This is a genomic window from Mesorhizobium sp. M0317, assembly GCF_040321555.1.
Classification (GTDB): Bacteria; Pseudomonadota; Alphaproteobacteria; order Rhizobiales; family Rhizobiaceae; genus Mesorhizobium.
In genome coordinates this window covers 66,247-91,242 of the sequence record NZ_JAMYRV010000002.1, presented here as the reverse complement: position 1 = coordinate 91,242, position 24,996 = coordinate 66,247, and the positions used below count along the sequence as shown (strand labels likewise).

Genomic DNA, 24,996 nt, shown 5'->3' with positions numbered 1-24,996 from the left:
TTCAGCCGATCCGCGTGATCGCGTAAGGGGTCATCACCAGTTGGCCTCGGCCAAACGCTGAGATGTCGACCGTCACGTCGTCCGCCGTCAGGTTCGCCAGCCACGCCACGGTCTTGCCCGAAGCGGAGCGGCCGGCCAGCGCCAGCACCTTCGTCTGATCGCTCGTCCTTGCCGCCACATACGCAAGGCCGGCCATTTCGCAAAGACCCTTGATGGCATCGAAGATCGGCCGGGGTGCGCCTTCGGCGACGGGTTCGCCGGACGCTGCGAGCACGCCGAACGGTCCGGCGAAGCCGGAGAGCGTGAGCAGTTCCAGCCCGGCCGACGCGACACGCGCGGCATAGCCGATCGCCCATGCGGCTGCGAAGAGGCCGGCATGGCGAGGGTCGCGATCGGCCATGGCGATGCGCTGTCCCCCGGGATTGCCCTTGGTCGCGCCGCCATAGGGGTTCTGGCGCATGGCGATCGTCGATGGACCGATGCGGTAAGGCTTTTCCCCAAAGATCGCCCGCGCCGACGCGGTTATGGAGGGCAGCGCCTCCAGCGACTGCATGACGCTGAGATCGTCGGCGGCGTGCACGATCGGGCACGTGCAGTGAGTGACGAAATCGAGCAGGCCCCCCGGCACGCGCTTGCGGTTGAGCTCGGTGAAATAGCTGAACATGCCGCCGCCAAGCCGGATATCGGGAAAGGCGCGCCGCGCCGCGTCATAGACGTCTTCGAGCGGCGGACAGTCCGGCCACGCACTGCCCGGCGGTGTCGACTGCCGGTCGACCGAAGGCGAGACGGCAATGGCCGAAAGCTTCAACCCGGCTTGACGCACCATGTCGGCAACGCCTGACAGCTCGGGATCGAGGTCGCCCGCGCAGGCAACGATGCATTCCAGCGTCGTCTGCACCGGATAGGCGGCGGTGAGCCTTGCATAAGACTGCAATGCTTCGAGACCGTGGCCGCGCGTCGGATCGTAGTGGAAGACAAGTTGCTGCGGGCCGAGCTCGGTCAATGTCGAAAGATTTGCGAGCGCTGCTTCGACCTCATCCGGGTAGATGATCACGCCGAGATCCGGCAGCCTCTGCCCGGTCTCGCCGAGTTCGACGCTGACCGGTTCGGCGGCAGATGCTGCGGCCGGCATTCCCCCCTCGCCGGTGATGCGCAGGCTGACCGTCTGGCTTACAGTTTGGCCGGCCGGCAGTACATAGGGCCAAGGCAGCGCCAGTGGCCGCACATAGGTCTTGTAGGACGCGTCCGACCAGTTACGCTGGTCCTCCATCTCGAAAGTGTCGCCCTCCATCCGGCATTCGGCAGTAATGCCCGGCCGGACTTCATGGGTGATCGCGCGCAAATCCTTGAAAGGCTGCCAGGGATCGATGAACAGCGGCAGTTTCGTCGCCACCACGCTGCCGTCGGTATGCTCGACCGTGACCGGGCTGCCGGCGAGGCCGGCGATCGGATGCAGGACGCAAAAACCGCAGCGATTGGTCTCGAAATCGCTTTCAGGGACCGCGCTGACGTCGAACACTAGGTGACCGTTGGCGGAGCCCTTGATCGTAGCGCGAAAGTCGAGCCGGCTTCCGCCCGGTGCTAAGCAAGTTGCGGAGTAGCTGACGGAGAAGCTGTCGGCGTCCTGATCGACGGCAAGGTCCGTCAGCGCCGGTTCATAGGTGCCCCAGTCGCGGTCGCGCACGATGTAGGCGATGGCGCGCAGCACTTCGATGCCGCCGTAACGGATGGTGCGCAGGCTGCCGTTGACAAAGTCGGCGCTGAGCAAGCCCGCACTCAGCCTAACCGGCTCGGCCTCGACCACGCGTGTGCCGTATAGGAGGAAGGCGTCGGCTGTCATGTCAGCAAGCCATCCAGGTGGACAGGTTCGTGGCTCGCGGCGCCCAGATAGGCCGCCTCGACCAGCGCGAATGTCTTGAGATTGTCGGCGCCCGAGGTCGCCGGCTCGGTTCCCTTTGCCAGGCAGTCGACCCAGTGCTGCTGGATGGCGACGACGCTCTCCTGGATGTTGTGCCATGGGCGCGATGCCCAGGCGAGTACGGGCGGCGAAACGTCGGTGATCTTCGTGCCGCTCCTGCCGGTGACGGTGAGCCGATATCCCTGCGCCAAGCGGATCGTGCCGTCGCTGCCGTCGATCTCGATCAGCGTTTCGGGAAAGGGTTCGGTGGCGAGCTTCGTCGCGTAGCTACAGTCGACCACTGACGTCGCCCCGCTCTTGTGGTCCATCAGCATCGTCGCGACATCTTCGCCCGCGATGCCGGGGTTGATGCGCGCGGTTCGCGTCGTGATCGTCGACACGTCGCCCAGTAGAAAACGGGCGATGTCGAGACTGTGGATACCGAGGTCCTCGATGATGAAGCGCTTTCCCTTGGCGAGATAGGGCTGGCCGGAAAACACGTCATAGGCAGAGCGGAAGGAGATGCGCCCGAAGAACGGCGTGCCGATCTCGCCGCTGTCGAGCACGGCACGCACCGCCTGGATCGCCGACTGCCAGCGAAAATTCTCATGCACCATCAGCGGTACGCCGGCTTCCACGCAGGCCCTCACCATCGCCTTGGCGTCGGCAAGCGTCGGCGCGAACGGCTTTTGGCAAATCACCGGCACACGGTGCAGCGCCGCCATCTCGACCAGCGGACGATGGCTGGGAACGGTAGTGGCGATATCGACGAAGTCGAGGCTTTCGCTTGCAAACATCTCTGCCGCGTCGGTGTAGCGCTTCGCAATGCCGAACTGGTCGCCGATGATGCGCAGCCGCTCCGGGTCGCGGTCGCAAATGGCGACCATCGCGGCGCCTTCAATGTCGCGCCAGGCATGCATCTGGTTGATGGCAAAGAAGCCGCAGCCGATGAGCCCTCCCCGCAACTCCGCCATGCTCAGCCTGCCTTTGCCATCTGCATCAGCGTCACCCGGCTCTGCAGCCGGCGCTGCGCTTGGTCGACGACGACGGCGACGATGATGACAAGGCCCTTGATCACCATCTGCCAGAAGGAACTCACGCCCATCATCACCAACCCGTCCGAAAGAATGCCGATGACGAAGGCGCCGACAATGGTGCCGCCGATCGTGCCGCGCCCACCCGACATCGAGGTGCCGCCGAGCACTGCCGCCGCGATGGCGTTGAGCTCGAAACTTTCGCCCGTTGCCGGGTGCGAGGCCATCAGTTCCGACGAGATGATCAGGCCGACGATCGCCGCGCAGAAGCCGGAGAACATGTAGACGAACATTTTCACCATGTTGACACGAACGCCCGAAATTCGCGACGCCCGTTCATTGCCGCCGACGGCGAAGATGTGGCGGCCGAGCGGCGTGTATTTGGCGAGATATGCCGCAACCAGCGCAACGACGATCAGGATCCAGATCGCCACCGGCAGGCCGAGCAGCCGCCCGGCGCCGAGGAAACCAAACCCGGTGGTGCCAAGCTCCGGCTTGCCGACCAGGTTGGGGAAGGTGCGGCCGTCCGACGACAGCAACGCCAGGCCGCGCGCGACATAGAGCACGCCAAGCGTGGCGATGAACGGCGCGACGTTCAGCCTGGTGATCAGCAATCCGTTGACGGCGCCGATCAGGATGCCAACCGCCAGCGTGATCAGCGCGATCTCGACGACGTTGAAATAGATAGTGTAGCCGAATTGCAGGTCGATGCCGTTCAGCACGAGGTAGCCGGCGACCATGCCGCACAGGCCGACGATCGAGCCGACCGACAGGTCGATGCCGCCGGTGATGATGACGAAGGTCATGCCCATGGCGAGGAAGGCGTTCAGCGCCACATGTTTCGACATCAGGATCAGGTTGGCGGTCGACAGGAAATTCGGCGCCGCGATCGAGAAGAAGATCAAGACGGCGATCAGCGCGATGAAGGTCCTCGCCTTCATCAGCGTCAGCAGCAGCGAGCCGCTCGAGACGGAGGGGGCAGCCGCCTTGGCCGGGATGTCAGTCATGGGTTCTCCGTGTGCGGGGCCGGTCCGTGGCCAAGTGCCGAGGCGGCGACAAGGGCTGCCTCCGTCGCCTCGGCGCGATCGAACATGCCGGTCAGTTTTCCGTTGCTCATCACCGCGATGCGATCGGACAGCGCCATCACCTCATCGAGATCGGAGGTGGCGAACAGAATACCCAATCCGTCGCGCGACAGTTTGCGCATGGTGCGGAAGACGTCGGCCTTGGCGCCGACATCGATGCCACGGCTCGGCTCGTCCATCAGCAGCACCTTCGGCCCGGTGAGCAGCGCCTTGCCGATCACCACCTTTTGCTGGTTGCCGCCCGACAGCGACGAGACCTCCTGCGCCGGGTCGGCGACCTTGATCGCCAGTTCCCGCACCATCTGCGTCACCGCCTGCTTCTCCTGGCCGCCACGAATGTGGAACATGCGCACGAACCGCGACAGGCTGGCCAGTGTCAGATTGCTGGCGACGGAGAGGATCGACACCAGCCCTTCGCGTTGGCGGTCTTCGGGGATCAGCGCCAGCCCGCGCCGGATACGCCGCGTCGTGTCGCGCTCCTTGACCTTTTTGCCGGCGATGAAGATCGCGCCGGTCGCCTGGCCATGGCGGCCCATGATGCAGTCGAACAGCTCGCTCCGCCCGGCGCCCATCAGGCCGTATATGCCGAGGATCTCGCCGGCGCGCAGCGACAGCGAGACGTGATCGACCGCCAGCCCGCCGGTCGCGCGCGGCAGGCAGATGTCCTCGGCGCGGAATATCTCTTCGCCAGGAACATGGCCGTCGGCCTTGGCGAAATCCTTGGCGTCGGAGCCGATCATCTGCCGCACGATCCACCGGGTGTCGACGTTCTTCATCTCCTCCTGGCCGGTGATGTGCCCATCGCGCAGCACGGTGATGTAGTCGCCGATGCGGATCAGTTCTTCCAGCCGGTGCGAGATGTAGACGATCGCCACGCCGCGCGCCTTGAGGTCGGCGATCACCTTGAACAGGATCTCGACTTCCGCCGCACTGAGCGCCGAGGTCGGCTCGTCCATGATCAGGATGCGCGCATCGAGCGAAACCGCCTTGGCGATCTCGACCAGCTGCTGCTGGCCGATGCGCAGATCCTCGACCAGCATGTCGGGCCTTATCCCGGCCTGCAGGCGTTCGAGAAATTGCGCCGCGCGACGCTCCTGCTCCTTGCGGTCGATCTTGCGGAACCGGTTGGTGATCTCGCGCGTGGCGAAGATGTTCTCGGCGACGGTCATATTGCCAAACAGGTTCAGCTCCTGGAACACCATGCCGATGCCGCGGTTCACCGCGTCGCCCGATGACGAGAAGGAGACCTCCTCCCCTTCCAGGAGGATCCGGCCGAGCGTCGGCTGTTCGACGCCGGCGATGATCTTCATCAGCGTCGATTTGCCGGCGCCGTTTTCGCCGACCAGCACATTGACGGCGCCCTTGCGCACCTCGAAATTCGCGCGCTTGACCGCGACGGTGCCGGAATAGACCTTGCAGACGTCCTCCAGTTTCAGGATGACATCGTGAGCAACCGCAGCGCTCATGGCTTCGGCCCGATTTCTGCCTCCGCCGGCGTCACCAGCGGCAGGTCCTGGCCGTTTTCGAGCGTATAGGCGCCGAGGACCTTGGCGGTCCGGCCCTCCAAGGCGTCACGCGGCAGTTTGGCAAGCACGGCCTTGACGGCATAGGCGTTGAACGCCTTGCCGAACTGGGCGAAGTCGATCTGGTTGGTAAAATCGTTGAACTGGATGAAATCGAGGCTGTCGCGCAGCGCGGTTCCGCGCATCGCCGGTCCGATCTGTACCCGCGCATCGGCCTTGCCGTCGCCGTCGACATCGACATCCATGGTCGCTGCCCGCGACTGCGTGTTGGCGGCGATGATCTTGCCCTCGACGCGAACCGCGAAGGTCCATGGCGAATTCGCCTGCTTCTTCGGATTGCCATATTTGGCGCCGGCGGAAGCAGGATCGGTTTTCGCCAGAGCGTGGACTTCGGCAAACGGCCCGGCTTTCTGCTGGAGGTAAGGCACGACCTTCGCCGCCCATATCTCCTCGACCATCTTGTCCGGATTGAAGGCGGCGGCGCTGCCGCTGTCCCCCGAGGGCGTCGGCAGGATCTTGCAGGCGGTCAGGCTGATGCCGACTGCAACGACAAGGATCGGCCAGTTCGGCTTGTTGTTCAGCATGATGGTTTGTTGTTCAGCATGGTGGTCAGCACCCACGGAAAATGGCGACGAGGGACGACCCTTGGGTCGCCCCTCGCTATTCATGTCACGCCGGCTCAGTTGGTCAGCGCAAACGTTTCCAGCTTGGCAGCATTGTCACCATTGACCAAGACGCAGTCCATCAGCTGCTTTTCCTTGGCCGGCGACTTCTTGTTCTTGATGAAGTCGTTGGCCTGCTCGACCGCCATCTGCGCCTGCGCATAGGCCGGCTGCAGGACGGTTGCCTTGATGCCGCCCGCGGTGATGGAGTCGCGCACGTCGTTGGATCCGTCGAAGCCAACGACGATGACGTCCTTGCGGTTCGCCGCAACCAGCGCCGCATACGCGCCCATCGCCATGGTGTCGTTGCCGGAGATGACGCCCTTGATATCCGGGTTGGCCTGCAGGATCGATTCCATCTTGGAATAGGCTTCCGTCTGGCTCCAGTTGGCCGATTGCTGGGCGACCATCTTCAGATCCGGATAATCGTCGATGACGTCATGATAGCCCTTCGAGCGAATGCCGGCATTGGTGTCGGATTCCTTGCCGACCAGCTCGACGAAATTGCCCTTCTCGCCCATCAGCTTGACGAACTCCTGCGCGCCGAGCTGGGCGCCCTGGTAGTTGTTGGAGACGATCTGAGCCACGGCGACGCCGGTGGCGTTGATCTCGCGATCGATCAGGAACGACGGCACGCCCGCGTCCTTGGCCTTCTGCACGGCAGCGACAGTGGCGTCGGCGCCGGCATTGTCGAGGATGATCGCCTTGGCGCCGCGACCGATCGCGGTGTCGATCAATTCGGACTGCTTGTTGGCATCGTCGTCATGGACGAGCACAAGCGCTTCGTAGCCGAGTTCCTTGGCCTTGGCTTCGGCGCCGACGGCTTCCGCCTTGAAGAACGGATTGTCGTGCGAGGGCGTGATGATGGCAATGAGGTCGGCCGCATAGGCGGGTACCGCCGTGCCAAGCGCCAGCATGCCGGCGAACGCCGCAAGTGTCATTCTGCGTGTGAGTTTCATGATGTCCTCCCGTTTGAAAAATTGCCTTGATCAATCAAGGCCTCTGCATTCGAATTCGTCGCGCAGCGCGGGCCGCCGATCGGTTCGGGCTGAAATGCCGTTGCCGGCTTCCCAAACGATCGCTGCTCCCCCGCCGTCCCTCCACTCGCCCAGGCTTCGTACTTCCCGCGGACCCTTGCTCAAGCCATCAACAGCTAAGCCAACTGGTATGATGAGTCAATCATGAATTGAGGTGACGTGTGCCCACCGAGCAAAAACATCTGGGCGTCATGGCGGGTGTGTCGAGCCATCGAGGCGCTCCGGCAAGCCCCCCGACTCGGCCTGTCTCAGGTAATGCGCCGAATGCTCGCGGCGATCTCTTCCGGCTCGAACACCCGCTTCCAGTCGTCGCGCATCAGCACCGGCTTGCCGAATTCGATCGCCTTGTTGCAGGCATCCGAGAATACGCCCTTGGTCTCGCCGAAAATCACGGCGCCGAGCACGTTCATGTGGCCGAGCAGGAAATCGAGCGCCGCCTGTTGGTCGACGCCTCGCGCGACGACCTCGTCGACGGCTTCCTTCATGACGACAAGCAGTGACGCGCACACCGTCTCCGATAGACCGGGCTCCAGCAGCGCCATCTGTTCGACGGTGACACGGTGCGAGCGCATGACCGGCGCCCAGATGATTTTTGCGACCGCCTCGCCCTTGGCGTAGTCCGCTTCCGGCCCCTGCATCAGCGCGCTGACCATATGCTGCTTGGCCTTGACGCCGCCAAAATAATCCTTCTTGGCCGCCATGTCGGTCTCGTCGTTGAAGATCGGCGGATGACAGGGATGGGTGACGAAATAGGTCAGGTCCGGCCGGTTGGGCAGATGGCCGGCGAAGGGTGCGGCCGCGTCGAGCACTATCACCATCGTGCCAGGCGCGAGCTTGCTCTCGATATCAGCCGCCACCTTGCCGATATGCGTGTCGGGAACGGCCAGGATGACGATATCCGCCCCGTCCAGCGCCGCATCGGCACTGACCGCGTCGAAGCCCAGTCCGGTCTTCAGCCGATCGCGGCCGGCCTCGCTGACCTCGACATGGCGTACCGTGTAGGGCGATCCGCGAAAATTGGTCGACAGGCGGTAACCCATTTTGCCGCCGGCACCGAACAGCGCAATCGTCGTCATCTATCCCTACTCCCGCTTTGAACGACGGCCGCGCCGATCGTCATGTTATTAACTGGTATAATCACCTTACCACGAATTGAGGAGTTGAACAGGGCTTTGATGAGCGGCTATGCAGTCGCCGTTTGGCTTCCGTCCGCACGATTTCCGCGGTGGCGGCCGATAATTCAACCAAGCCAGAGCGCCGTTGCCTTTCCAGACAATCGATGCCCGCGCTAGAAGCCTCCAGGTCCATTTTCTCGGGGGCTCGGTTGCGAAGTGACGGTGGGGGCGTCACCAGCAAGGCGAAGCGCGTCCGCGCGGTCCGGTCGCGTTTTCGGGCCGTGAGTTCTCACGGCGATTTGGCGAAGGGGCTATAGAGAATTCGCGCTTCGCCGGGGTTCCGGCGAGCCAAATCACTTCTAGTCGATCATGCCGACAACTATTTACCGGTAGCTTCCCGGGTCCTTGGCTTTCTCCGCCCGACAGCTGTCCGTGCGTTGCGCCGCCGTGCGGTAAGCGCCTTCATAAAACCTGATGGCTCTCTTGAATTCGGGGGGATTGGGTATCAGGTGTTTATCTTGCACATCGTACAAGATGTATATCGCCGTTATTTTGGATTTTCCGTCTGGAGTCAGCTGCAGCGCCGGGCATCGCGTCGTAACGGCGATGACGTTAGCTGACCATGTTACGACCAATTTCAACTGGGCGTCGGACAGCCCGGCCAGATAGTTGATGTTTTTTTGATAGGCAGGGTCGATGTGTTGTCGATTATCTTTTGCAGACGCAGCGGAAGACAGGACACCTACCACGCCGAGTATAATCAATATGCATTTCAAAAGCTGCCTCCCCCAATGTTACGGCCATCTCGACCACGGCATTGTCCGTCCCCACAAAGCAGGTTGAAACAAGTCAATTTGAAAAGCAATTGGGGTTCGCGACCTTATACGGATCACCGCACCTTCAGAACCCGGTTGCTCGCGGACGCCCTTCTTCAACCAAGTGAAACCGGTAGCGGTCGCGCACGAACTCGTTGAAAAATTGCCCTTTCGAGAAGGCGGCCCGGAACGCCGCATAGGTCTCAGGCTCGACCTCTTCATAGTCGTAGCGGGCTCCGCTTGGAACGAACCAGACCGAGAGGATTTTCGTCGACGGGTCGTAATGGGTGTTGCGGATGGCAGTGGACGGCATGTCGAAAATCCTGCTTCGTCCCAAAATCTTGCTTCGCCCCAGATCCTGCTTCGAAAATGCGTAATGCCGCAACGATGCGGAGGTTCCGTCAGGGAGGCGCATCACAACGCCGAAAATCTTGCCCAGGCGGCGAGGCTTCCTATCTCTCCGTCAGATGGCACAGACGAAATCCAGCACAACAGCGTATGCCAGCCAGGGCGATCTCTTCGGCGCGGCCGACACGCTGCCGGAAGGATTTTCCTACCGGCCGGGCCTGATCACAACGGACGAAGAGGCGGAACTGGTCCGTCACCTCAATGAACTGTCCTTCAAGCCGTTCGATTTCCATGGCCATATTGCCAACCGGCAGGTCGCCGGCTTCGGCTGGCGCTATGACTACGACCGGCGCCAGGTCGTCGAAGCGCCGCCCATCCCGAAATTCCTGCTGCCGCTTCGCGACAAGGTCGCGGATTTTGCCGGCAGGCAGGCCACGGAATTCGCCCAAGTGCTCATCAACGAGTATCCGCCGGGCGCGGGCATAGGTTGGCATCGCGACAAGCCGCATTTCGATCTCGTCGCCGGCGTCTCGCTGCTGGCGCCCTGCAGCTTTCGGCTGCGCCGCAAAAACGGCTCCAAATGGGATCGCGAGACGATCGAGGTCGAACCGAGGTCCCTCTATCTCATGGACGGTCCGGCGCGCCACGAGTGGGAGCACAGCATTCCGCCGGTCGCCGGTCACCGCTACTCCATCACGCTGCGCACTCTTAAATAGGCGATACTCCAAGCCACGCAGCAGCCGCTCTGGAAGGCCGAGCGCTGTTGTGCTTCGATTGCACATGAGCGTTGACCGCAGCAGAATTTTAGTTACCCGCGTAGCGCCCTTTCTGTGGGCATGCCTGTCCTGCCTGCTGGCTCTGCAGTGGCTCGTCGACCTTGGCATGGTCGGCTTTCCCGACGGATACATAACGCCCTATGCAAGAGCAACGAGCACGCTGTTGCATGTCCTTGTCTGGGCGTGCCTGGCTCAAAGTCTCTACTTCGCTTGCCGAGCCTTGTTTGGCAAACGCTTCGAGCCTGCTCCTCTCTTCCTGCAAATCCTGATCGCCGCCGCACTGACTGTCGTGCCGGCATTCATCGTAAAACACTGTCCGCGGTCTCAGGTATGCAGCAACATCTATGAAGCGCTCACGAATACGATGATGGACGACGGCACCGGCGGATGACGTTGTGTCTCCAGTAACTGACGAGAGTTAGAACTTTGGCGTCGCGCCGCGCGGTGGCGGTAAAACCTGGAGGAACCATGCGAAAGATCCTGGCATCGATGCTGCTGTTCGCGGCAGCGCTATCTGCAAACCCCGCTCGGGCGCTGGACAGTACCATCCCGCCGGTTGTCGTCACACCGCTTGCCGATCGCAGCCAGACGGCGTCCGGCCAGCCGATCGTGCTGCCGCAGAAAAATGTCCAGGTCCTGGTTTCAACCTATGACATTGCGGTCGGTGCCACTCTGCCGGTGCACAAGCACCCGTTTGCCCGCTACGCCTATGTCGAGGCCGGGACACTCAAAGTGACGAATGTCGAGACCGGCAACAGCAACACCTACAAGACGGGCGATTTCATCATCGAGATGATCGGCCAGTGGCACCAGGCCACCAACATCGGCGACGGCCCGGTCAAGCTGCTGGTCATCGACCAGGTCGAACAAGGCGCCAAGAACACGGTGCTGCGCCAGTAATTGCGGATCGGCCGGGTTGCCGGGCTGGCCCAAGCAGCGACTGGCTGTTCCGGCTTCCCCACCAACCGAGCCGATGCTAGGGCTGGCCGTCATGCAATCATAAAGGATCGCCCCTTGGTCGGAAATGCTCGCCCCCTGATCGAAATCTGCGTCGAAGGCATCGATGGACTGCTGGCTGCGCAGGCCGCCGGCGCCGACCGGGTCGAGCTCTGCGCCAGCCTGGTCGAAGGCGGCATCACGCCCAGCCTCGGCACGGTGCGCGCCGCACTCGAGAGCGCGACAATTCCCTTCCATGTCATCGTGCGGCCGCGCGGCGGCGATTTCCTCTACAGCGAGGCCGAATACAGCTCGATGCTCGCCGATGTCGCAGCGCTTCGTGACCTCGGCGTCGCCGGCGTCGTTGTCGGTTGCCTCGATGCCGACGGCACCATCGATGAAACCCGCATGGGCGCGCTGGTCCATGCCGCCGGTCCGCTCGCCGTCACCTGCCACCGCGCCTTCGACATGACCCGCGACCCGGCCGAGGCGCTGGAAGCGCTGATCCGCTGCAAGGTCGGCCGCGTGCTGACCAGCGGCCAGAGGGACACCGCGGTGGAAGGCGCCGGCCTGTTGGCGGATCTCGTCCGCCAGGCCGACGGCCGCATCATCATCCTCGGCTGCGGCGCGCTGGACCCCGAAAACATCGCCGGGGTGCTGGCATCAACCGGGCTGACGGAAATGCACTTCGCCGCGCTCAAGGATGTACCGAGCGCCATGGCCTACCGCAACCCGCAAGTCGGCATGGGCGGCGGCGATCTCGACCGCGAATACCGCACCACAGTCACCGATGGGGCGCTGGTTGCCGCGACGATTGCGGCGGCCAGAGCATGATGAGCGAAGCCGTGACTGGGCCGTCGCCGATCAGCCGTGTCTCGCCTCAGGACGAAGCGGCCATCCTCGCACTCAACAATGAGCACGCCGCCGAACTGTCATGGCTCGAGCCCGAACGGCTGTCCTTCCTGCTTGGCGAAGCGTTTTACGTCAGGCGCATCGGCACGCTCGAAGCCTTCATCATGACCTTCGACCAGAATGCGGCCTACGACAGCCCGAATTTCCTCTGGTTCCGCGAGCGCTATCCACGCTTCGTCTATGTCGACCGCGTCGTCGTCGCGGCGCAAGCGCGCGGCCGCGGCCATGCCCGCCGGCTCTACGAGGATCTGTTCGGGGAAGTCGCCCGCGCGGGCCACAGCATCGTCACCTGCGAGGTGAATGCCGAACCTCCCAATCCGGCTTCGGACGCCTTCCATGCCGCGCTTGGCTTCGCCGAGGTCGGCGACGCGGTGATCCATGGCGGCAAGAAGGCGGTGCGCTACTACCTCAAGGAGATCGCCGGCTGATGGGTCGCTGGCTGATGATCGGCAAGCAGATCGTCGCGGCAGCATAAGATTAGGAGTCCGTAGCCCTCACCAATTCCGGTTCAGCCAGGCCCGCGCGGGCTTCTCGACCAGATAGTAGCTGCATAGTGCACAGGCGAAGACAGCCGCCAGCATCGGGATCGGCGCACTGCCCTGCTCGGCGACGAATTTGTAGAAGGGCTGTTGCCAGAGATAGAGCGAGTACGACCATAGCCCGATCATCACCATCGGCCTGGATGAAAGCAGGCCGGTAAGATGCCAGTTGCTGGTGTCCAGCGTATTCACGGCAAGCGCCAGCAACGGCACCGCCAGTAGGTAATGGATCGGCGTCGGCACCGGATCGAGGAACAGCAATATAGCCGCCGCCGCCGACACGAGGCTGACATAGGGGCTCTTCAGGAATGCCGGCAGCCGATCATCGTGCTTGAGCAGGCAGATCGATGCCGACAGCAGGATCGAGGCGATATGCACATCGGTGCGCCAATAGCTGTGCTCGTAATCCATGCCGAGTGCCCAGTACGAAATGGCGCCATTGGCCATCGCCAGCAGCGACAGCGTCACCAGCAGCCGAACGACATTACCCCGCCCGGTCACCACCACGCTGATCAGCGCCAGGATGATGTAGGCATGCTCTTCCACGCATAGCGACCAGATGTGGTCGAGCGCGCCGGCGCGGGTGATGAGAATTCCGGCATAGTTGTAGGTGAATGTCAGCGCCGTCAGCGCCGCCTTCCATTTGAAGCCGATAAAGGTGCCGGAGAGCCCGATCATGGCTGATGTCACGAACACCAGCAGCGCGGGATAGATGCGCGAAAAGCGGCGCTTGAAGAATTTTTTCAGCGGAAAGCGTTCGATGAACAGTATCTCGCCCATCAGCCGGCCTGAGAGCACGAAGAAGAACTCGACGCCGAGCACGCCGAGATTGATCCCGGGAACGGGGAAGAAATGGCCGATCAGCACCAGTGCGATCGAAAGCCCGCGCCAACCATCGAGATAGGCCAGTCTTGCTCTGGCTGCTTTGTCGGCTGTGGCCCGCGGCAGGGCAACAGACGCTGCGGAGATGTCGGCCATGCCGATCCTCTACGACGCAAGATCTTGGCGCAGCTCACACCGCCGCGCGCAGAATCCACCCCGTGTTCCGCCAAGCTATACATATTGCAGTGCAATATCAGATTGTGCAAGTGCGAGAATGGGGCTGGGCAGTCCCTTGGGAAGTATGCGCCTGTTCTTGCACGGGAATTACCTGAAACAACGGATTTGCGCGTGGCAGCGAACCCGCAAGGACTGGGCAGTTACAGCCCGCCACAGACGAACAAAGGGGCCGCGATGGCCCCTTTCCTTGTCAGTAGCTTTATGATGTCAGGCGTTGGCTGCCGCCACCGCGCGCTTGGCCATCACGGCGATCAAATTGGCACGGTATTCGGCCGAAGCGTGGAGGTCGGTCATCAAATTCTTCGCCGGCACTTTCACGCCGTCGAGCGCCGATGCGGCAAAATTCTTCGCCAGTGCTGCTTCGATCTCCTTCGAGCGGAACACACCGTCATCGCCGGCGCCGGTAACGGCAACGCTGACCCCGTCCTTGCCCTTTGCCACGAACACGCCGACGATCGCATAGCGCGAGGCCGGGTTGCGGAATTTTTCGTAAGCAGCCTTGGCCGGCGCGGTAAAACTCACCGCGGTGATGATCTCGCCTTCTTTCAGCGCCGTTTCGAACAGGCCGGTGAAGAATTTCGCGGCTGAAATCTCGCGCTTGTTGGTGACGATGGTGGCGCCCAGCGCCAAGAGCGCCGCCGGATAATCGGCGGCTGGGTCGTTGTTGGCGACCGAGCCGCCGATCGTGCCCTTGTGGCGCACCGCCGGATCGCCAATCAGCGACGCAAGGTGCGCAAGCGCCGGACAGGCCTTCCGCAGCTTCTCGTCATTGGCGACGTCGTAATGGGTTGTGGCGGCGCCGATGGTGACGGTCTTGCCCGACACCTTGACGCCTTGCAGCTCCCTGATCCGCGACAGGTCGATCAGGTCGGACGGTGCGGCGAGCCGCGTCTTCATCGCCGGGATCAGCGTCATGCCGCCTGACAAAAGCCTGGCGTCGCCGCTCTTCACCAGCTTGGCGGCGTCGGCGACCGAGGCGGCGCGGTGGTAGTTGACTGCGTACATGGGATCCTCCCTTGAAGTGGTTAGGCAGTAGTGAGTAGTGAGTAGGGAGTAGGGAGTAGGGAATAGGGAATAGGGACGCTGTCATCTCCGGTAATGCCCATTCCCTACTCACTTCTCCCTACTCACTCATTTCTTCGCCCTAATCGCCGCCCACACCTTCGACGGCGAGGCCGGCATGGCGATGTCCACAATCCCCAAAGCGTCGGTGATGGCGTTGATGACCGCCGGCGGCGAGCCGATGGCGCCGGCCTCGCCACAGCCCTTGATGCCGAGCGGATTGCTCGGACACGGCGTGTTCGACGTCGAGACCTTGAATGACGGCAGGTCGTCCGCGCGCGGCATGGTGTAGTCCATGTAGCTCGCCGTCAGCAGCTGCCCGCTATCGTCATAGTGCGCGCCTTCCAGCAGCGCCTGGCCGATGCCCTGGGCGATGCCGCCATGCACCTGACCCTCGACGATCATCGGGTTGATGATGTTGCCGAAATCGTCCGCCGCGACGAACTGGACGATCTCGGTCGTGCCGGTTTCCGGATCGATCTCGACCTCGCAGATGTAGCAGCCCGCCGGGAAAGTGAAGTTCGCCGGATCGTAGAAGGCTGTTTCCTTCAGTCCCGGCTCCATGCCTGCCGGCAGATTGTGAGCGGTGTAGGCGGCAAGCGCCACCTGGAACCAGGGCAGGCTCTTGTCGGTGCCGGCAACCTTGACCTCGCCATTCTCGATGACGATGTCGCCCTCGTCGGCCTCGAGCAGATGGGCGGCGATTTTCTTGGCCTTGGCCTCGACCTTGTCGAGCGCCTTGGCAATTGCCGACATGCCGACCGCGCCCGAGCGCGAGCCGTAGGTGCCCATACCCATCTGCACCTTGTCGGTATCTCCATGGACGATCGAGACCGAGTCCAGTGGCACGCCAAAACGCTGGTTGACGAGTTGCGCGAAGGTCGTCTCATGGCCCTGGCCATGGCTGTGCGAGCCGGTCAGCACCTCGATCGTGCCGACGGCATTGACCCGCACTTCGGCGGATTCCCACAGACCGACGCCGGCGCCGAGCGAACCGACCGCCGCCGACGGCGCGATGCCGCAGGCCTCGATATAGCAGCTCATGCCGATGCCGCGCAGTCTGCCCTGGCTGCCGGCCGCCGCTTTGCGCTTGGCAAAGCCGGCATAGTCGGACGCCTGTGTCGCCGCATCGAGTGAAGCTCCATAGTCGCCGGCGTCATAGTTCATGATGACCGGCGTCTGGTGCGGAAACTCGGTGATGAAATTGATGCGCCGCAACTCCGCCGGAGAGACCCCAAGTTCACGCGCGGCGGTCTCCATTGTCCGTTCGAGCAGATACGTGGCTTCCGGCCGCCCTGCCCCGCGATAGGCATCGACGGGTGCCGTGTTGGTGTAGACGGTGCGCACATTGGCGTGGATCGTCGGGATGTTGTACTGGCCCGACAGCAGCGTCGCGTAGAGATAGGTCGGCACGCAAGACGAGAACAGCGACATGTAGGCGCCGAGATTGGCGATGGTGTCGACTTTGAAGCCGGTGATCTTGTTGTTCTGGTCGAACGCCATTTCGACCGTCGAGACATGGTCGCGGCCATGTGCGTCGGTGAGGAAGCTTTCGGTGCGGTCGGCGACCCATTTGACCGGCACGCCGGTCTTCTTCGACGCCCAAAGGCAGACGATCTCTTCGGGATAGATGTAGATCTTCGAGCCGAAGCCGCCGCCGACATCGGGCGCAATGACGCGCAGCTTGTTTTCCGGTGCGACATTGTAGAAGGCGCTCATCACCAGCCGCGCGACATGCGGGTTCTGCGACGTCGTCCAGCAGGTAAAATGGTCCTCGGCCTTGTCGTAATGGCCAAGGGCCGCGCGCGGCTCCATGGCGTTGGGAACCAGCCGGTTGTTGACGATCTTCATGCGGGTGACATGGGCCGCCGCCTGGATCGCCGCGTCGGTCGCCTTGGCATCGCCGATCTCCCAGTCGAAGATAAGATTGTCCTCGGCTTCGGCATGGACCTGCGGCGCACCTTTTTGCAGCGCCTTGGTGGCATCGACCACCGCCTTCAATTCCTTGTAGGTGATCTCGACCGCTTCGGCCGCGTCGCGGGCCTGGCCCTTGGTTTCCGCCACCACGATGACGACCGCGTCGCCGACATAGCGCACCTTGTCGACGGCCAGCGGCGACCACGCGCCCATCTTCATCGGCGAGCCGTCCTTGGAATGGATCATCCAGCCGCAGATCAGGTTGCCGATGCCGTCGGCCTTGAGCTCCTTGCCGGTCAAGACGCCGATGACGCCGGGCATCGCCTGCGCTCGTCTGACGTCGATCTTCTTGATCTGAGCATGCGCGTGCGGGCTGCGCACGAAAGCGGCATGCTTCATGCCGGGAACCACCATGTCGTCGACATAGCGGCCGGCGCCGGTGATGAACCGTTTGTCTTCCTTGCGCACGACCCGAGCGCCGATGCCTTCAATGCCCATAGGAATTCCTCCGGAATAGCGAATAGTGAGTAGCGAATAGTGAACAGTGAGTAGGGAATTGTGCTCGGAGCGGTTCGGCTAAACCGACTACTCGCTATTCACTATTCACTACTCGCTTCTTTCTTACGCTGCCTGTTTCGCCCTGCCCTTCGGCACCTTCGCCATCGTCTGCGATGCGGCGAGGATCGCCTTGACGATGTTGTGGTAGCCGGTGCAGCGGCAGATGTTGCCTTCGAGCTCGGCGCGCACCGTCGCCTCGTCAAGGCCTTCGGGATGGCGCGCGATCATGTCGGTCGCCGTCATGATCATGCCCGGCGTGCAGAAGCCGCATTGCAGCCCATGATGTTCCTTGAACGCGGCCTGCATCGGATGCAGGTCGCCGCCATTGGCAAGCCCTTCGATCGTCACCACGGTCGACCCGGAGGCCTGCACGGCCAGCATCGAACAGGACTTCACCGCCTTGCCGTCGACATGCACGACGCAGGCGCCGCATTGAGAGGTGTCACAACCGACATGCGTTCCGGTGAGACCAAGATTTTCGCGCAGGAAATGAACCAGAAGCGTTCGGTCCTCGGCAGCGCCGCTGATCCGTTTTCCGTTCACGACAAACGAAACGTCCGACATGCATCCTCCCTGGGTATGACCTTGGTAGTCATGCTGCCGATGCGGCTTTGGCGCTCGGCCATGCGCTATTGGTACACTGCACAAAGCGCAAAAAACACACGGCGCTCATTGTACTTTCGGTCATGGAGAAAACGAAAATCATGGGCCTGTCCGCCCCATTGCCAAAGAGCGAATAGGGGGCAACAATGCCCTCGACGCCAGCGCGCCGAGAGACATAAAACGGGCGCGCGCAGGAAGCGTCGGAGGATATCGGGAGGAAGCCTCTGGCCAGTTCACGGACGAGCTATGCATCCGGTCTGTCGGCGCTCACCACCGACGAGCCCGACGCCGATGCATTCGCCCTGGCGGTCGCCGTCGAGGCCGCAGCCATCGATGCCGGCTTTGCCCTGCTGTTCTTCTCCCAGAGCCTGTTTGACGCGAGCGTCCTTTCGCAAGGGCTGAAGACCCACGCGCCGACGCTGGCCTACGCCGCCTGCTCGACCGCCGGCGAGATTACCCCCCAGGGCCTGGAGGAAGGCCATGTGCTGGCGCTGCTCTTTCCCTCCGCGTCGTTTTCGGCGGTCAGCACCATGGTCGACAATCTCTCCTCGTCGGGCATGGACAGGATCACTGATGAAGTCGAGGCCCTGCGGCGCCTACTGCGCGGGCGCCTCGGCTGTTGCCATACCAAAAGCACCTTCGCGCTCTGCTTCATCGACGGCCTGTCCTTTGCCGAGGAAGCGGTGACCTCGGCCATCCATTGGGGGCTGGACGACATCCCGCTGCTCGGCGGTTCGGCGGGCGACGACCTCAAATTCGAAACCACCAGTCTGATTTCGAACGGCAAGGTGGCGTCAGACAGCGCCATCATCGTGTTGATTGCTACCGAAATTCCCTTCCACGTCTTCAAGACCGACAATTTCATCCCCACCGACGAAAAGCTGGTGGTGACGGCATCCGACCCGGACCACCGCACCGTGCGCGAGTTCAACGCCACCAATGCGGCCGAGGAATATGCAGCCTCGGTCGGCATCGTTGCGCAGAACCTGACGCCGCTGAGCTTCGCCTCTCACCCCGTTGTGGTGAAGGTGGGCGGCGAATACTACTGCCGCTCGATCCAGAAGATGCATCCCGACGGCTCGCTGTCGTTCTTCTGCGCCATCGACGACGGCGTCGTGCTGTCCATCGCCCAGCCCAAGGACATGGTGGAATCGACGCGCGCCGCACTGCGCGACGTCGAGGAGCGGCTCGGCGGCATCGACATGATCCTCGGCTTCGATTGCGTGCTGCGCCGGCTCGACGCCCGCAACCGCCAGGTGTTCCGCGACATTTCGGAGCTTTACCGGGTCAACAATGTCATCGGCTTCGGCACCTATGGCGAACAGTATCGTTCGATGCACCTCAACCAGACTTTCACCGGCATCGCCTTCGGCGAACGCCAGGCGGCGGAATAGCCCATGCCGCTCAGGGACATCGACGACGTCGACAGGCTGAAGAAGATCAACGCCGCTCTGGTCAGCCGCGTCGAGCGCTCGATGGACCAGCAGGGCAATGCCTTCTCGCTGTTCCAGACTGCAATTTCACTGGAAAACCGGGTGCGCATGCGCACCGAGGAACTGCACTCGACCTTGCGCCGGCTGGAACAGTCGAACATCGACCTCAGCGCCGCCAAGGAAAACGCCGAGCTGGCAAACCTGTCCAAGACCAGGTTCCTGGCCGCCGCCAGCCATGACGTGCTGCAGCCGCTGAACGCCGCCCACCTCTCCGTCTCGGCGCTGGCCGAAGTGCAGACCAGCGACGAGGGCAAGAAACTTGTCCGTCAGGTCGAGCGCTCGCTGGAGACCATGGAAGACCTGTTGCGCACGCTGCTCGACATTTCCAAGCTCGATGCCGGCGTGGTCCAGCCCGACATCGGCGATGTCAATCTGGAGACGCTGTTTTCCTCGCTGCGATCGGATTTCCTGCCCGTGGCCGAGATGAAGGGGCTGGCGCTGAAGTTCCGCCCGGTCAGCGCCGTGGTGCGTTCGGACCGCACGCTCTTGCGCCGCATCCTGCAAAACATCCTGTCCAATGCGCTGCGCTATACCCCTTCGGGCGGCGTGCTTGTCGGCACAAGGCATCGCGGCGATAGCATCCGCATCGATGTCGCCGACACCGGCTGCGGCATTCCCGACGACCAGCGCGAGGCGGTGTTCGAGGAGTTCCATCGCGGCTCCGCCATTCCAGCCGACACCGGAATCTCCGGCGGCGGGCTGGGCCTGGGCCTTGCCATCGTGCGGCGCATGGCCGCCGCGCTCGGTCATCCCGTGACGTTCTCCTCGAGGGTTGGGCGCGGCACCATCTTCCACATCGACGTGCCGGTCGGCATCGGCGCCAGCGCCGACGCCATCGCCAGCCTTGCCGAAATGGAGCGGCCGCGCGGCTACGGCCTGTTCGGCACCAAGGTGCTGCTGGTCGAAAACGACGCCGACGTGCTGCAGGCAATGACGTTCCTGCTCGAGCGCTGGCAGTGCCTGGTGCGCGCCGCGACCTCGACCGAGGCTGCGGTCAGTCTGCTTGGCGACACCGACTGGGTGCCCGACATCGTCATTGCCGACCAGCATCTCGACGACGGCGACCTCGGCACCGCAACAATAGCCGAAGTGCGCGATTATCTCGGCCGCGCCGTGCCGGCGTTGATTGTCACCGCCGACGGATCGGAGGCCGTCGCCAAAGCCGCCCGCGCCGCCGGCATCGAACTGATGCGCAAGCCGCTGAAACCGGCGCAGCTAAGGGCGCTGCTGGCGCATTTGCTGGCTTGAGCCCCATACCCTCCCCTCGATGGGGAGGGTCGGCGCGCAGCGCCGGGGCGGGGTGTAGCGCCAAGCTCCCCACCCCGCTCCGCTTCGCGGATCGACCCTCCCCACAAGGGGGAGGGTAAAGATCAAAACCCCGCCTGATCCCTGAACAACTCCGCATTGTCCAGCTTCGACACCTCGATCACCGCTTGCGTGCGGCTGTAGACGTTTAGTTTGCGCAGGATCTCCGAGACGTGCGCCTTCACCGTGGTCTCGCCGACCTGCAGCTCGTAGGCGATCTGCTTGTTGAGCAGGCCCTGGCGCAGCATCTGCAGCACGCGCAGCTGCTGCGGCGTCAGTTTGGCCAGCCGCTGCACCATATCGGCGCGGTCGGCGCTGTCGGCGTCGGGCGGCTGTCCCTCATATGTCTCCGGCACATAGATCGCGCCCTCCATCACCGAGCGGATTGCGGCCGCAAGATCGCTCTTGCGCGCCGATTTCGGGATGAAGCCGGCTGCACCATAGGAAAGCGCCTCGGAGATGATCTTCGGCTCCTCATAGCCCGAGACGACGACCACCGGCAGCCGCGGATGGCGGGTCCTCAGCTGCAGCAACCCGTCAAAGCCATGCACATCGGGCATGTTGAGATCGAGCAGCGCCAGATCGAACGGTTTTATCCCACCCAGGAGATCGAGCGCTTCGGCAATCGAGCGCGCCTCCACCGTGTCGACTTCCGGGTACGCCATCTGCACGGCGCTGTGCAGCGCCTCGCGAAACAGCGGATGGTCGTCGATGATCAGAAACCGGGCGCGATCGTTGATTGCGGTCATGGTGTTCGTTTCAGTTCTCCGTGGGCACGATACTCCCGCTGGTATGGCCAGCTTATTGGCAAATAGTCTATCGCCATCTTAACCCCCGGAGGCGAAGCCGACTTTATCCGACAATCAAGGCGCAGCCGATGCTTTTGCTGGCGCTGACGCCTTGCCCGGCCGTCCAAATCGGTCGAATGTGCCGGCAACAACCCAGGCAGAGACCCCGCATGACAGACTTCGTCCTTCCCTTGCCCGCAACACCATCGGTCGCCATACAAGGCTCTGCCGAGCGCTTTGCGGTGCGCCGCATCTTCTGCGTCGGCCGCAACTACGCCGCGCACGCCCGCGAACTCGGCAATGACGAGCGCGACCCGCCCTTCTTCTTCACCAAGCCGGCCGATGCGGTGGTCGATAGCGGCACCACGGTCCCCTACCCGCCTTTGACCAAAAACCTGCACCATGAGATCGAGCTGGTGGCGGCGATCGGCAAGGCCGGCTTCCGCATCCCCCGCGCTGAAGCCCTCGAGCATGTCTGGGGCTACGGCGTCGGCATCGACCTCACCCGCCGCGACCTGCAGGACGAGGCCAAGAAAGCGGCGCGGCCCTGGGACTGGTCGAAGGCCTTCGACCGATCGGCGCCCTGCGGCCCGTTGGTATCAGCCGCCAAATCCGGCCACACGCAAAAGGGCCGCATTTGGCTCGCCGTCGACGGCACGGTGAAACAGGAGGGCGACCTCGCCGAACTGATCTGGCCGATCGCCGATATCGTTTCGATCTGCAGCAGTGCGGTTGTACTACAACCGGGCGACCTGATCTTCACCGGCACGCCGGCCGGCGTCGGCGCGGTGGCGCCGGGTCAGACGATGACCGGCGGTGTCGACGGCATCGGCACCATCGAGATCACTGTCGGCCAAGATTCGATCGGCCAAAATTCCACCGACAAACCGTGATCCAATGAGCGACCTCGTCCTCCACAACTACTACCGCTCCTCCACCTCCTACCGCGTGCGCATCGCGCTCGAGATGAAGGGGCTGGGCTACGACTACGTGCCGCATCATCTGCGGCATGGCGACCATCTGGAGCCGGCCTATCGCGCGGTCAATCCGCAGGGGCTGGTGCCGGCGCTGATCCTGGGCGACGGCACGCTTTTGACGCAGTCGCTGGCAATCATCGAATATCTCGACGAGACCCACCCCGAACCGTCGCTGCTGCCGAAGGACGCGCTCGGCCGGGCGCGCGTGCGAATGCTGGCGCAGATGATCGCCTGCGACATCCACCCGGTGAACAATCTGCGCGTGCTGACCTCGCTGCGCACTTTGTTCGGCGCCGGCGACCAGGATGTCATCCACTGGTTTCGCCACTGGGTGAACGAAGGGTTCCAGCCGCTTGAAAAGATTCTGGCTTCATCGGATGAGACCGGCACATTTTGCCATGGCGACGCACCGGGCCTCGCCGACATCTGCCTGGTCGCCCAGATCGCCAGCAACGCCCGCTTCGGCGTCGACCTGACACCCTACCCCGAGATCTCGCGCATCCACGCCGCCTGCATGGCGCTGCCGGCCTTTCAGAAGGCGGCGCCGGAGAATCAGATAGATGCCGAATAGGCTCACAATGCCGGAGCAGAGCACGGGGAGTTGCCGATGAAAGCCGTCGTCTTCGAAAAATTCGGTGAGACGCCGAGAATCCTGACCGTGCCGGATCCGAAACCGGCTGCCGACGGCGTCGTCATCAAGGTCGAGGCGACCGGGCTCTGCCGCAGCGACTGGCATGGCTGGATGGGCCATGACGATGGCATCACACTGCCGCATGTGCCGGGCCATGAACTGGCCGGCATCGTCGTCGCCGTCGGCAAGCAGGTGACCCGCTGGAAGGCTGGCGAACACGTCACCGTGCCGTTTTGCGTCGGCTGCGGCCGCTGTTTCGAATGCAATTCGGGCAATCATCAGGTCTGCGAGCACCAGACGCAGCCGGGTTTCACCGCCTGGGGATCGTTTGCCGAATATGTCGCCATCGAGCATGCCGACACCAATCTCGTACGCCTGCCCGAGGAGATGGAGTTCGCCACCGCCGCCAGCCTCGGCTGCCGCTTCGTCACCTCGTTTCGCGCCATTGTCGACCAGGGCCGGGTGACGCCGGGGGAATGGGTGGCGGTGCATGGCTGCGGCGGCGTCGGCCTGTCGGCGATCATGATCGCCAGTTCCATGGGCGCCAATGTCATCGCCATCGACCTCACCGACGAGAAACTGGACTTCGCCAAAAAGATCGGCGCCGTGGCGACCATCAACGCCGCGACCACGCCGAACGTGGTCAAGGCGGTCAAGCAAATCACCAATGGCGGCGCGCATATGTCGATGGACGCGCTCGGCCACCCCACGACATCCTTCAACTCGATTGCCAATCTGCGCCGGCGCGGCCGCCACGTGCAGGTCGGCCTGATGCTGGGCGAACATGCCCGCCCGCAAGTGCCGATGGACAAGGTGATCGCCTTCGAGCTCGAAATCCTCGGCAGCCACGGCATGCAGGCCTACCGCTACCCCGCCATGATGGAGATGATCCGCACCGGCAAGCTCAAGCCCGAACTGCTGGTCGGCAAGAAGATCAGCCTTGATGAGGCGCCTGCGGCGCTGATGGCGATGGGCGGGTTCGAGGGGATTGGCATTGGGGTGGTGACGAAGTTCTAGGGCGGAGTCGCCCTCCACCACCAAACTCCTAGCGCGCAAATTTCTTCGCCCCGAACACGCAGGCCACCACGCCGAGCGTGACGACAATCATCAGCGGGCTGACCTGTTCGTGCAGCAGCGTCGCTGCCAGCGCCAGGCCGAAAAAGGGCTGCAGTAGCTGCAACTGCCCGACGGCAGCGATGCCGCCTTGGGCGAGGCCGCGGTACCAGAACACGAAGCCGATCAGCATGCTGAACAGCGAGACATAGGCGAGACCCGCCCAGGCGCCGGAGCCGACGCCGGCGAAGGACGACGGCAGCGTCGCAAAGGTCAGCACCAGCATGATCGGCAGCGAGATCGCCAGCGCCCAGCAGATCACCTGCCAGCCGCCCAGCCTGCGCGACAATGCCGCCCCCTCGGCATAGCCCAGCCCGCAGACGATGATGGCAGCCAGCATCAAGCCGTCGCCGATCGGTGATGCTGTTACGCCTTGGGAGAAGGCAAAACCGCCGACAAGCGCGCTGCCGATGCAGGAGAACAGCCAGAAGGCCGGGCGCGGACGCTCGCCACCGCGCAGCACGCCGAAGATCGCGGTGGCCAGCGGCAGCAGGCCGACGAAGATGATGGAGTGGGCGGAGGTGACGTGCTTAAGCGCCAGCGCTGTCAGCAAGGGAAAGCCGACAACCACGCCAAGCGCCACGATGACCAGCGACAGAAAATCGCTGCGCTCCGGGCGCTTCTGCCGAAAAAGCATCAGCATGGCGAGACCGAGCAGTCCGGCAATCGCGGCGCGGGCCGAGGTCAGGAATATCGGATCGAAATCGGCCACGGCCACGCGCGTTGCCGGCAGCGAGCCTGAGAAGATCAACACGCCGATGAATCCGTTCATCCAGCCGCTCGCGGTCTTGTCCATTCCAGGCTCCATCGC

The 24,996-nt window shown here is 63.2% G+C and carries 25 protein-coding genes; 10 read left to right on the top strand and 15 right to left on the bottom strand.

The annotated features are described in order from the left end of the window. Position 1: 1 nt before the first annotated feature. From apnL to NKI88_RS02725, 9 genes are all read right to left on the bottom strand, one after another. Positions 2–1,840, bottom strand: a complete 1,839-nt coding sequence (gene apnL / locus NKI88_RS02765; protein WP_352653684.1) for a D-apionate lactonase — start codon at positions 1,838–1,840, stop codon at positions 2–4. Next, positions 1,837–2,871: a Gfo/Idh/MocA family protein gene (locus tag NKI88_RS02760; protein WP_023681700.1), complete on the bottom strand. Its 1,035-nt coding sequence runs from the start codon at positions 2,869–2,871 to the stop codon at positions 1,837–1,839. Before NKI88_RS02760 ends, apnL begins: the two co-directional genes overlap by 4 nt. Before the next feature lie 2 nt (positions 2,872–2,873). Then, positions 2,874–3,938 carry an ABC transporter permease gene (locus NKI88_RS02755; protein WP_352653683.1) on the bottom strand — a complete coding sequence of 355 codons (1,065 nt, stop codon included), beginning with the start codon at positions 3,936–3,938 and terminating at the stop codon, positions 2,874–2,876. Continuing rightward, positions 3,935–5,482, bottom strand: coding sequence for a sugar ABC transporter ATP-binding protein (locus NKI88_RS02750; RefSeq protein ID WP_023697643.1), 1,548 nt, complete (start codon positions 5,480–5,482; stop codon positions 3,935–3,937). The genes NKI88_RS02755 and NKI88_RS02750 overlap by 4 nt, the downstream gene beginning before the upstream one ends. Further along, on the bottom strand, positions 5,479–6,123 hold the full coding sequence (locus NKI88_RS02745) for a DUF2291 family protein (protein ID WP_023688188.1): 645 nt from the start codon (positions 6,121–6,123) through the stop codon (positions 5,479–5,481). The genes NKI88_RS02750 and NKI88_RS02745 overlap by 4 nt, the downstream gene beginning before the upstream one ends. A 95-nt stretch (positions 6,124–6,218) precedes the next feature. Continuing rightward, positions 6,219–7,160 (bottom strand): D-ribose ABC transporter substrate-binding protein, encoded by a 942-nt coding sequence (locus NKI88_RS02740; protein WP_023681704.1) that lies wholly within the window; start codon positions 7,158–7,160, stop codon positions 6,219–6,221. A 326-nt stretch (positions 7,161–7,486) separates the two neighbouring features. Then, complete coding sequence (locus NKI88_RS02735; RefSeq protein ID WP_023697644.1) at positions 7,487–8,314, bottom strand: phosphogluconate dehydrogenase C-terminal domain-containing protein; 828 nt, start codon at positions 8,312–8,314, stop codon at positions 7,487–7,489. 422 nt (positions 8,315–8,736) lie between these two features. After that, a complete protein-coding gene (locus NKI88_RS02730) occupies positions 8,737–9,117 on the bottom strand; it encodes a hypothetical protein (protein ID WP_023697645.1) in 381 nt (126 codons plus the stop codon). 136 nt (positions 9,118–9,253) lie between these two features. Continuing rightward, positions 9,254–9,481 carry a KTSC domain-containing protein gene (locus tag NKI88_RS02725; RefSeq protein ID WP_023691072.1) on the bottom strand — a complete coding sequence of 76 codons (228 nt, stop codon included), beginning with the start codon at positions 9,479–9,481 and terminating at the stop codon, positions 9,254–9,256. Between the two features lie 154 nt (positions 9,482–9,635). Between NKI88_RS02725 and NKI88_RS02720 the strand changes: the two genes are divergently transcribed. The 5 genes from NKI88_RS02720 to NKI88_RS02700 all read left to right on the top strand — a co-directional run bounded on the left by NKI88_RS02720 (position 9,636) and on the right by NKI88_RS02700 (position 12,568). Beyond that, positions 9,636–10,232 (top strand): alpha-ketoglutarate-dependent dioxygenase AlkB, encoded by a 597-nt coding sequence (locus NKI88_RS02720; protein WP_023701700.1) that lies wholly within the window; start codon positions 9,636–9,638, stop codon positions 10,230–10,232. A gap of 64 nt (positions 10,233–10,296) precedes the next feature. Next, the gene (locus tag NKI88_RS02715; RefSeq protein WP_023697647.1) at positions 10,297–10,683 is read left to right on the top strand and encodes a hypothetical protein; all 387 of its coding nucleotides are present in this window, start codon (positions 10,297–10,299) and stop codon (positions 10,681–10,683) included. 77 nt (positions 10,684–10,760) lie between these two features. Further along, a complete protein-coding gene (locus NKI88_RS02710) occupies positions 10,761–11,192 on the top strand; it encodes a cupin domain-containing protein (RefSeq protein ID WP_023681708.1) in 432 nt (143 codons plus the stop codon). A gap of 114 nt (positions 11,193–11,306) precedes the next feature. Continuing rightward, the gene (locus tag NKI88_RS02705; protein ID WP_023697648.1) at positions 11,307–12,062 is read left to right on the top strand and encodes a copper homeostasis protein CutC; all 756 of its coding nucleotides are present in this window, start codon (positions 11,307–11,309) and stop codon (positions 12,060–12,062) included. Further along, positions 12,062–12,568 carry a GNAT family N-acetyltransferase gene (locus tag NKI88_RS02700; RefSeq protein WP_023701701.1) on the top strand — a complete coding sequence of 169 codons (507 nt, stop codon included), beginning with the start codon at positions 12,062–12,064 and terminating at the stop codon, positions 12,566–12,568. The genes NKI88_RS02705 and NKI88_RS02700 overlap by 1 nt, the downstream gene beginning before the upstream one ends. Before the next feature lie 66 nt (positions 12,569–12,634). On the opposite strand, the gene NKI88_RS02695 is transcribed toward NKI88_RS02700, so the two are convergent. The 4 genes from NKI88_RS02695 to NKI88_RS02680 all read right to left on the bottom strand — a co-directional run bounded on the left by NKI88_RS02695 (position 12,635) and on the right by NKI88_RS02680 (position 17,839). After that, complete coding sequence (locus tag NKI88_RS02695) at positions 12,635–13,657, bottom strand: acyltransferase family protein (RefSeq protein WP_023710723.1); 1,023 nt, start codon at positions 13,655–13,657, stop codon at positions 12,635–12,637. Between the two features lie 288 nt (positions 13,658–13,945). After that, a complete protein-coding gene (locus tag NKI88_RS02690) occupies positions 13,946–14,743 on the bottom strand; it encodes an FAD binding domain-containing protein (protein ID WP_023739056.1) in 798 nt (265 codons plus the stop codon). A 126-nt stretch (positions 14,744–14,869) separates the two neighbouring features. Beyond that, positions 14,870–17,215 (bottom strand): xanthine dehydrogenase family protein molybdopterin-binding subunit, encoded by a 2,346-nt coding sequence (locus tag NKI88_RS02685; RefSeq protein ID WP_023691066.1) that lies wholly within the window; start codon positions 17,213–17,215, stop codon positions 14,870–14,872. A 123-nt stretch (positions 17,216–17,338) separates the two neighbouring features. After that, entirely contained in the window at positions 17,339–17,839 is a 501-nt protein-coding gene (locus NKI88_RS02680) for a (2Fe-2S)-binding protein (protein WP_023681712.1), read from the bottom strand. A 248-nt stretch (positions 17,840–18,087) separates the two neighbouring features. On the opposite strand from NKI88_RS02680, the gene NKI88_RS02675 reads away from it, so the two are divergent. Together NKI88_RS02675 and NKI88_RS02670 are read left to right on the top strand one after the other, a co-directional pair. After that, positions 18,088–19,272, top strand: a complete 1,185-nt coding sequence (locus NKI88_RS02675) for an FIST N-terminal domain-containing protein (RefSeq protein WP_352653838.1) — start codon at positions 18,088–18,090, stop codon at positions 19,270–19,272. A 3-nt stretch (positions 19,273–19,275) separates the two neighbouring features. Beyond that, positions 19,276–20,619, top strand: a complete 1,344-nt coding sequence (locus NKI88_RS02670; RefSeq protein ID WP_352653682.1) for an ATP-binding response regulator — start codon at positions 19,276–19,278, stop codon at positions 20,617–20,619. 122 nt (positions 20,620–20,741) lie between these two features. Here NKI88_RS02670 and NKI88_RS02665 read toward each other — a convergent pair whose 3' ends face one another. Continuing rightward, positions 20,742–21,425 (bottom strand): response regulator, encoded by a 684-nt coding sequence (locus tag NKI88_RS02665; RefSeq protein WP_023672627.1) that lies wholly within the window; start codon positions 21,423–21,425, stop codon positions 20,742–20,744. 209 nt (positions 21,426–21,634) lie between these two features. Between NKI88_RS02665 and NKI88_RS02660 the strand changes: the two genes are divergently transcribed. From NKI88_RS02660 to NKI88_RS02650, 3 genes are read left to right on the top strand one after another with little or no spacing between them, the layout of a single operon-like run. After that, positions 21,635–22,357, top strand: a complete 723-nt coding sequence (locus tag NKI88_RS02660; RefSeq protein ID WP_023741536.1) for a fumarylacetoacetate hydrolase family protein — start codon at positions 21,635–21,637, stop codon at positions 22,355–22,357. Positions 22,358–22,361: 4 nt separating this feature from the next. Beyond that, a complete protein-coding gene (gene maiA, locus NKI88_RS02655; protein WP_023672629.1) occupies positions 22,362–23,012 on the top strand; it encodes a maleylacetoacetate isomerase in 651 nt (216 codons plus the stop codon). 36 nt (positions 23,013–23,048) lie between these two features. Next, on the top strand, positions 23,049–24,089 hold the full coding sequence (locus NKI88_RS02650; protein WP_023741537.1) for a zinc-dependent alcohol dehydrogenase family protein: 1,041 nt from the start codon (positions 23,049–23,051) through the stop codon (positions 24,087–24,089). Positions 24,090–24,117: 28 nt separating this feature from the next. Here NKI88_RS02650 and NKI88_RS02645 read toward each other — a convergent pair whose 3' ends face one another. Then, positions 24,118–24,981 carry a DMT family transporter gene (locus NKI88_RS02645; protein WP_023741538.1) on the bottom strand — a complete coding sequence of 288 codons (864 nt, stop codon included), beginning with the start codon at positions 24,979–24,981 and terminating at the stop codon, positions 24,118–24,120. Between the last annotated feature and the right edge of the window lie 15 nt (positions 24,982–24,996).

Coding starts and splice junctions, on each gene's coding strand:
- NKI88_RS02750 (WP_023697643.1), bottom strand. CDS start 5,482: ATGAGCGCTGCGGTTGCTCACGATGTCATCCTGAAACTGGAGGACGTC.
- NKI88_RS02740 (WP_023681704.1), bottom strand. CDS start 7,160: ATGAAACTCACACGCAGAATGACACTTGCGGCGTTCGCCGGCATGCTG.
- NKI88_RS02755 (WP_352653683.1), bottom strand. CDS start 3,938: ATGACTGACATCCCGGCCAAGGCGGCTGCCCCCTCCGTCTCGAGCGGC.
- NKI88_RS02695 (WP_023710723.1), bottom strand. CDS start 13,657: ATGGCCGACATCTCCGCAGCGTCTGTTGCCCTGCCGCGGGCCACAGCC.
- NKI88_RS02690 (WP_023739056.1), bottom strand. CDS start 14,743: ATGTACGCAGTCAACTACCACCGCGCCGCCTCGGTCGCCGACGCCGCC.
- NKI88_RS02650 (WP_023741537.1), top strand. CDS start 23,049: ATGAAAGCCGTCGTCTTCGAAAAATTCGGTGAGACGCCGAGAATCCTG.
- NKI88_RS02685 (WP_023691066.1), bottom strand. CDS start 17,215: ATGGGCATTGAAGGCATCGGCGCTCGGGTCGTGCGCAAGGAAGACAAA.
- NKI88_RS02760 (WP_023681700.1), bottom strand. CDS start 2,871: ATGGCGGAGTTGCGGGGAGGGCTCATCGGCTGCGGCTTCTTTGCCATC.
- NKI88_RS02715 (WP_023697647.1), top strand. CDS start 10,297: ATGAGCGTTGACCGCAGCAGAATTTTAGTTACCCGCGTAGCGCCCTTT.
- NKI88_RS02680 (WP_023681712.1), bottom strand. CDS start 17,839: ATGTCGGACGTTTCGTTTGTCGTGAACGGAAAACGGATCAGCGGCGCT.
- NKI88_RS02645 (WP_023741538.1), bottom strand. CDS start 24,981: ATGGACAAGACCGCGAGCGGCTGGATGAACGGATTCATCGGCGTGTTG.
- NKI88_RS02745 (WP_023688188.1), bottom strand. CDS start 6,123: ATGCTGAACAACAAGCCGAACTGGCCGATCCTTGTCGTTGCAGTCGGC.
- NKI88_RS02720 (WP_023701700.1), top strand. CDS start 9,636: ATGGCACAGACGAAATCCAGCACAACAGCGTATGCCAGCCAGGGCGAT.
- NKI88_RS02665 (WP_023672627.1), bottom strand. CDS start 21,425: ATGACCGCAATCAACGATCGCGCCCGGTTTCTGATCATCGACGACCAT.
- NKI88_RS02660 (WP_023741536.1), top strand. CDS start 21,635: ATGACAGACTTCGTCCTTCCCTTGCCCGCAACACCATCGGTCGCCATA.
- NKI88_RS02725 (WP_023691072.1), bottom strand. CDS start 9,481: ATGCCGTCCACTGCCATCCGCAACACCCATTACGACCCGTCGACGAAA.
- NKI88_RS02670 (WP_352653682.1), top strand. CDS start 19,276: ATGCCGCTCAGGGACATCGACGACGTCGACAGGCTGAAGAAGATCAAC.
- NKI88_RS02710 (WP_023681708.1), top strand. CDS start 10,761: ATGCGAAAGATCCTGGCATCGATGCTGCTGTTCGCGGCAGCGCTATCT.
- maiA (WP_023672629.1), top strand. CDS start 22,362: ATGAGCGACCTCGTCCTCCACAACTACTACCGCTCCTCCACCTCCTAC.
- NKI88_RS02735 (WP_023697644.1), bottom strand. CDS start 8,314: ATGACGACGATTGCGCTGTTCGGTGCCGGCGGCAAAATGGGTTACCGC.
- apnL (WP_352653684.1), bottom strand. CDS start 1,840: ATGACAGCCGACGCCTTCCTCCTATACGGCACACGCGTGGTCGAGGCC.
- NKI88_RS02700 (WP_023701701.1), top strand. CDS start 12,062: ATGAGCGAAGCCGTGACTGGGCCGTCGCCGATCAGCCGTGTCTCGCCT.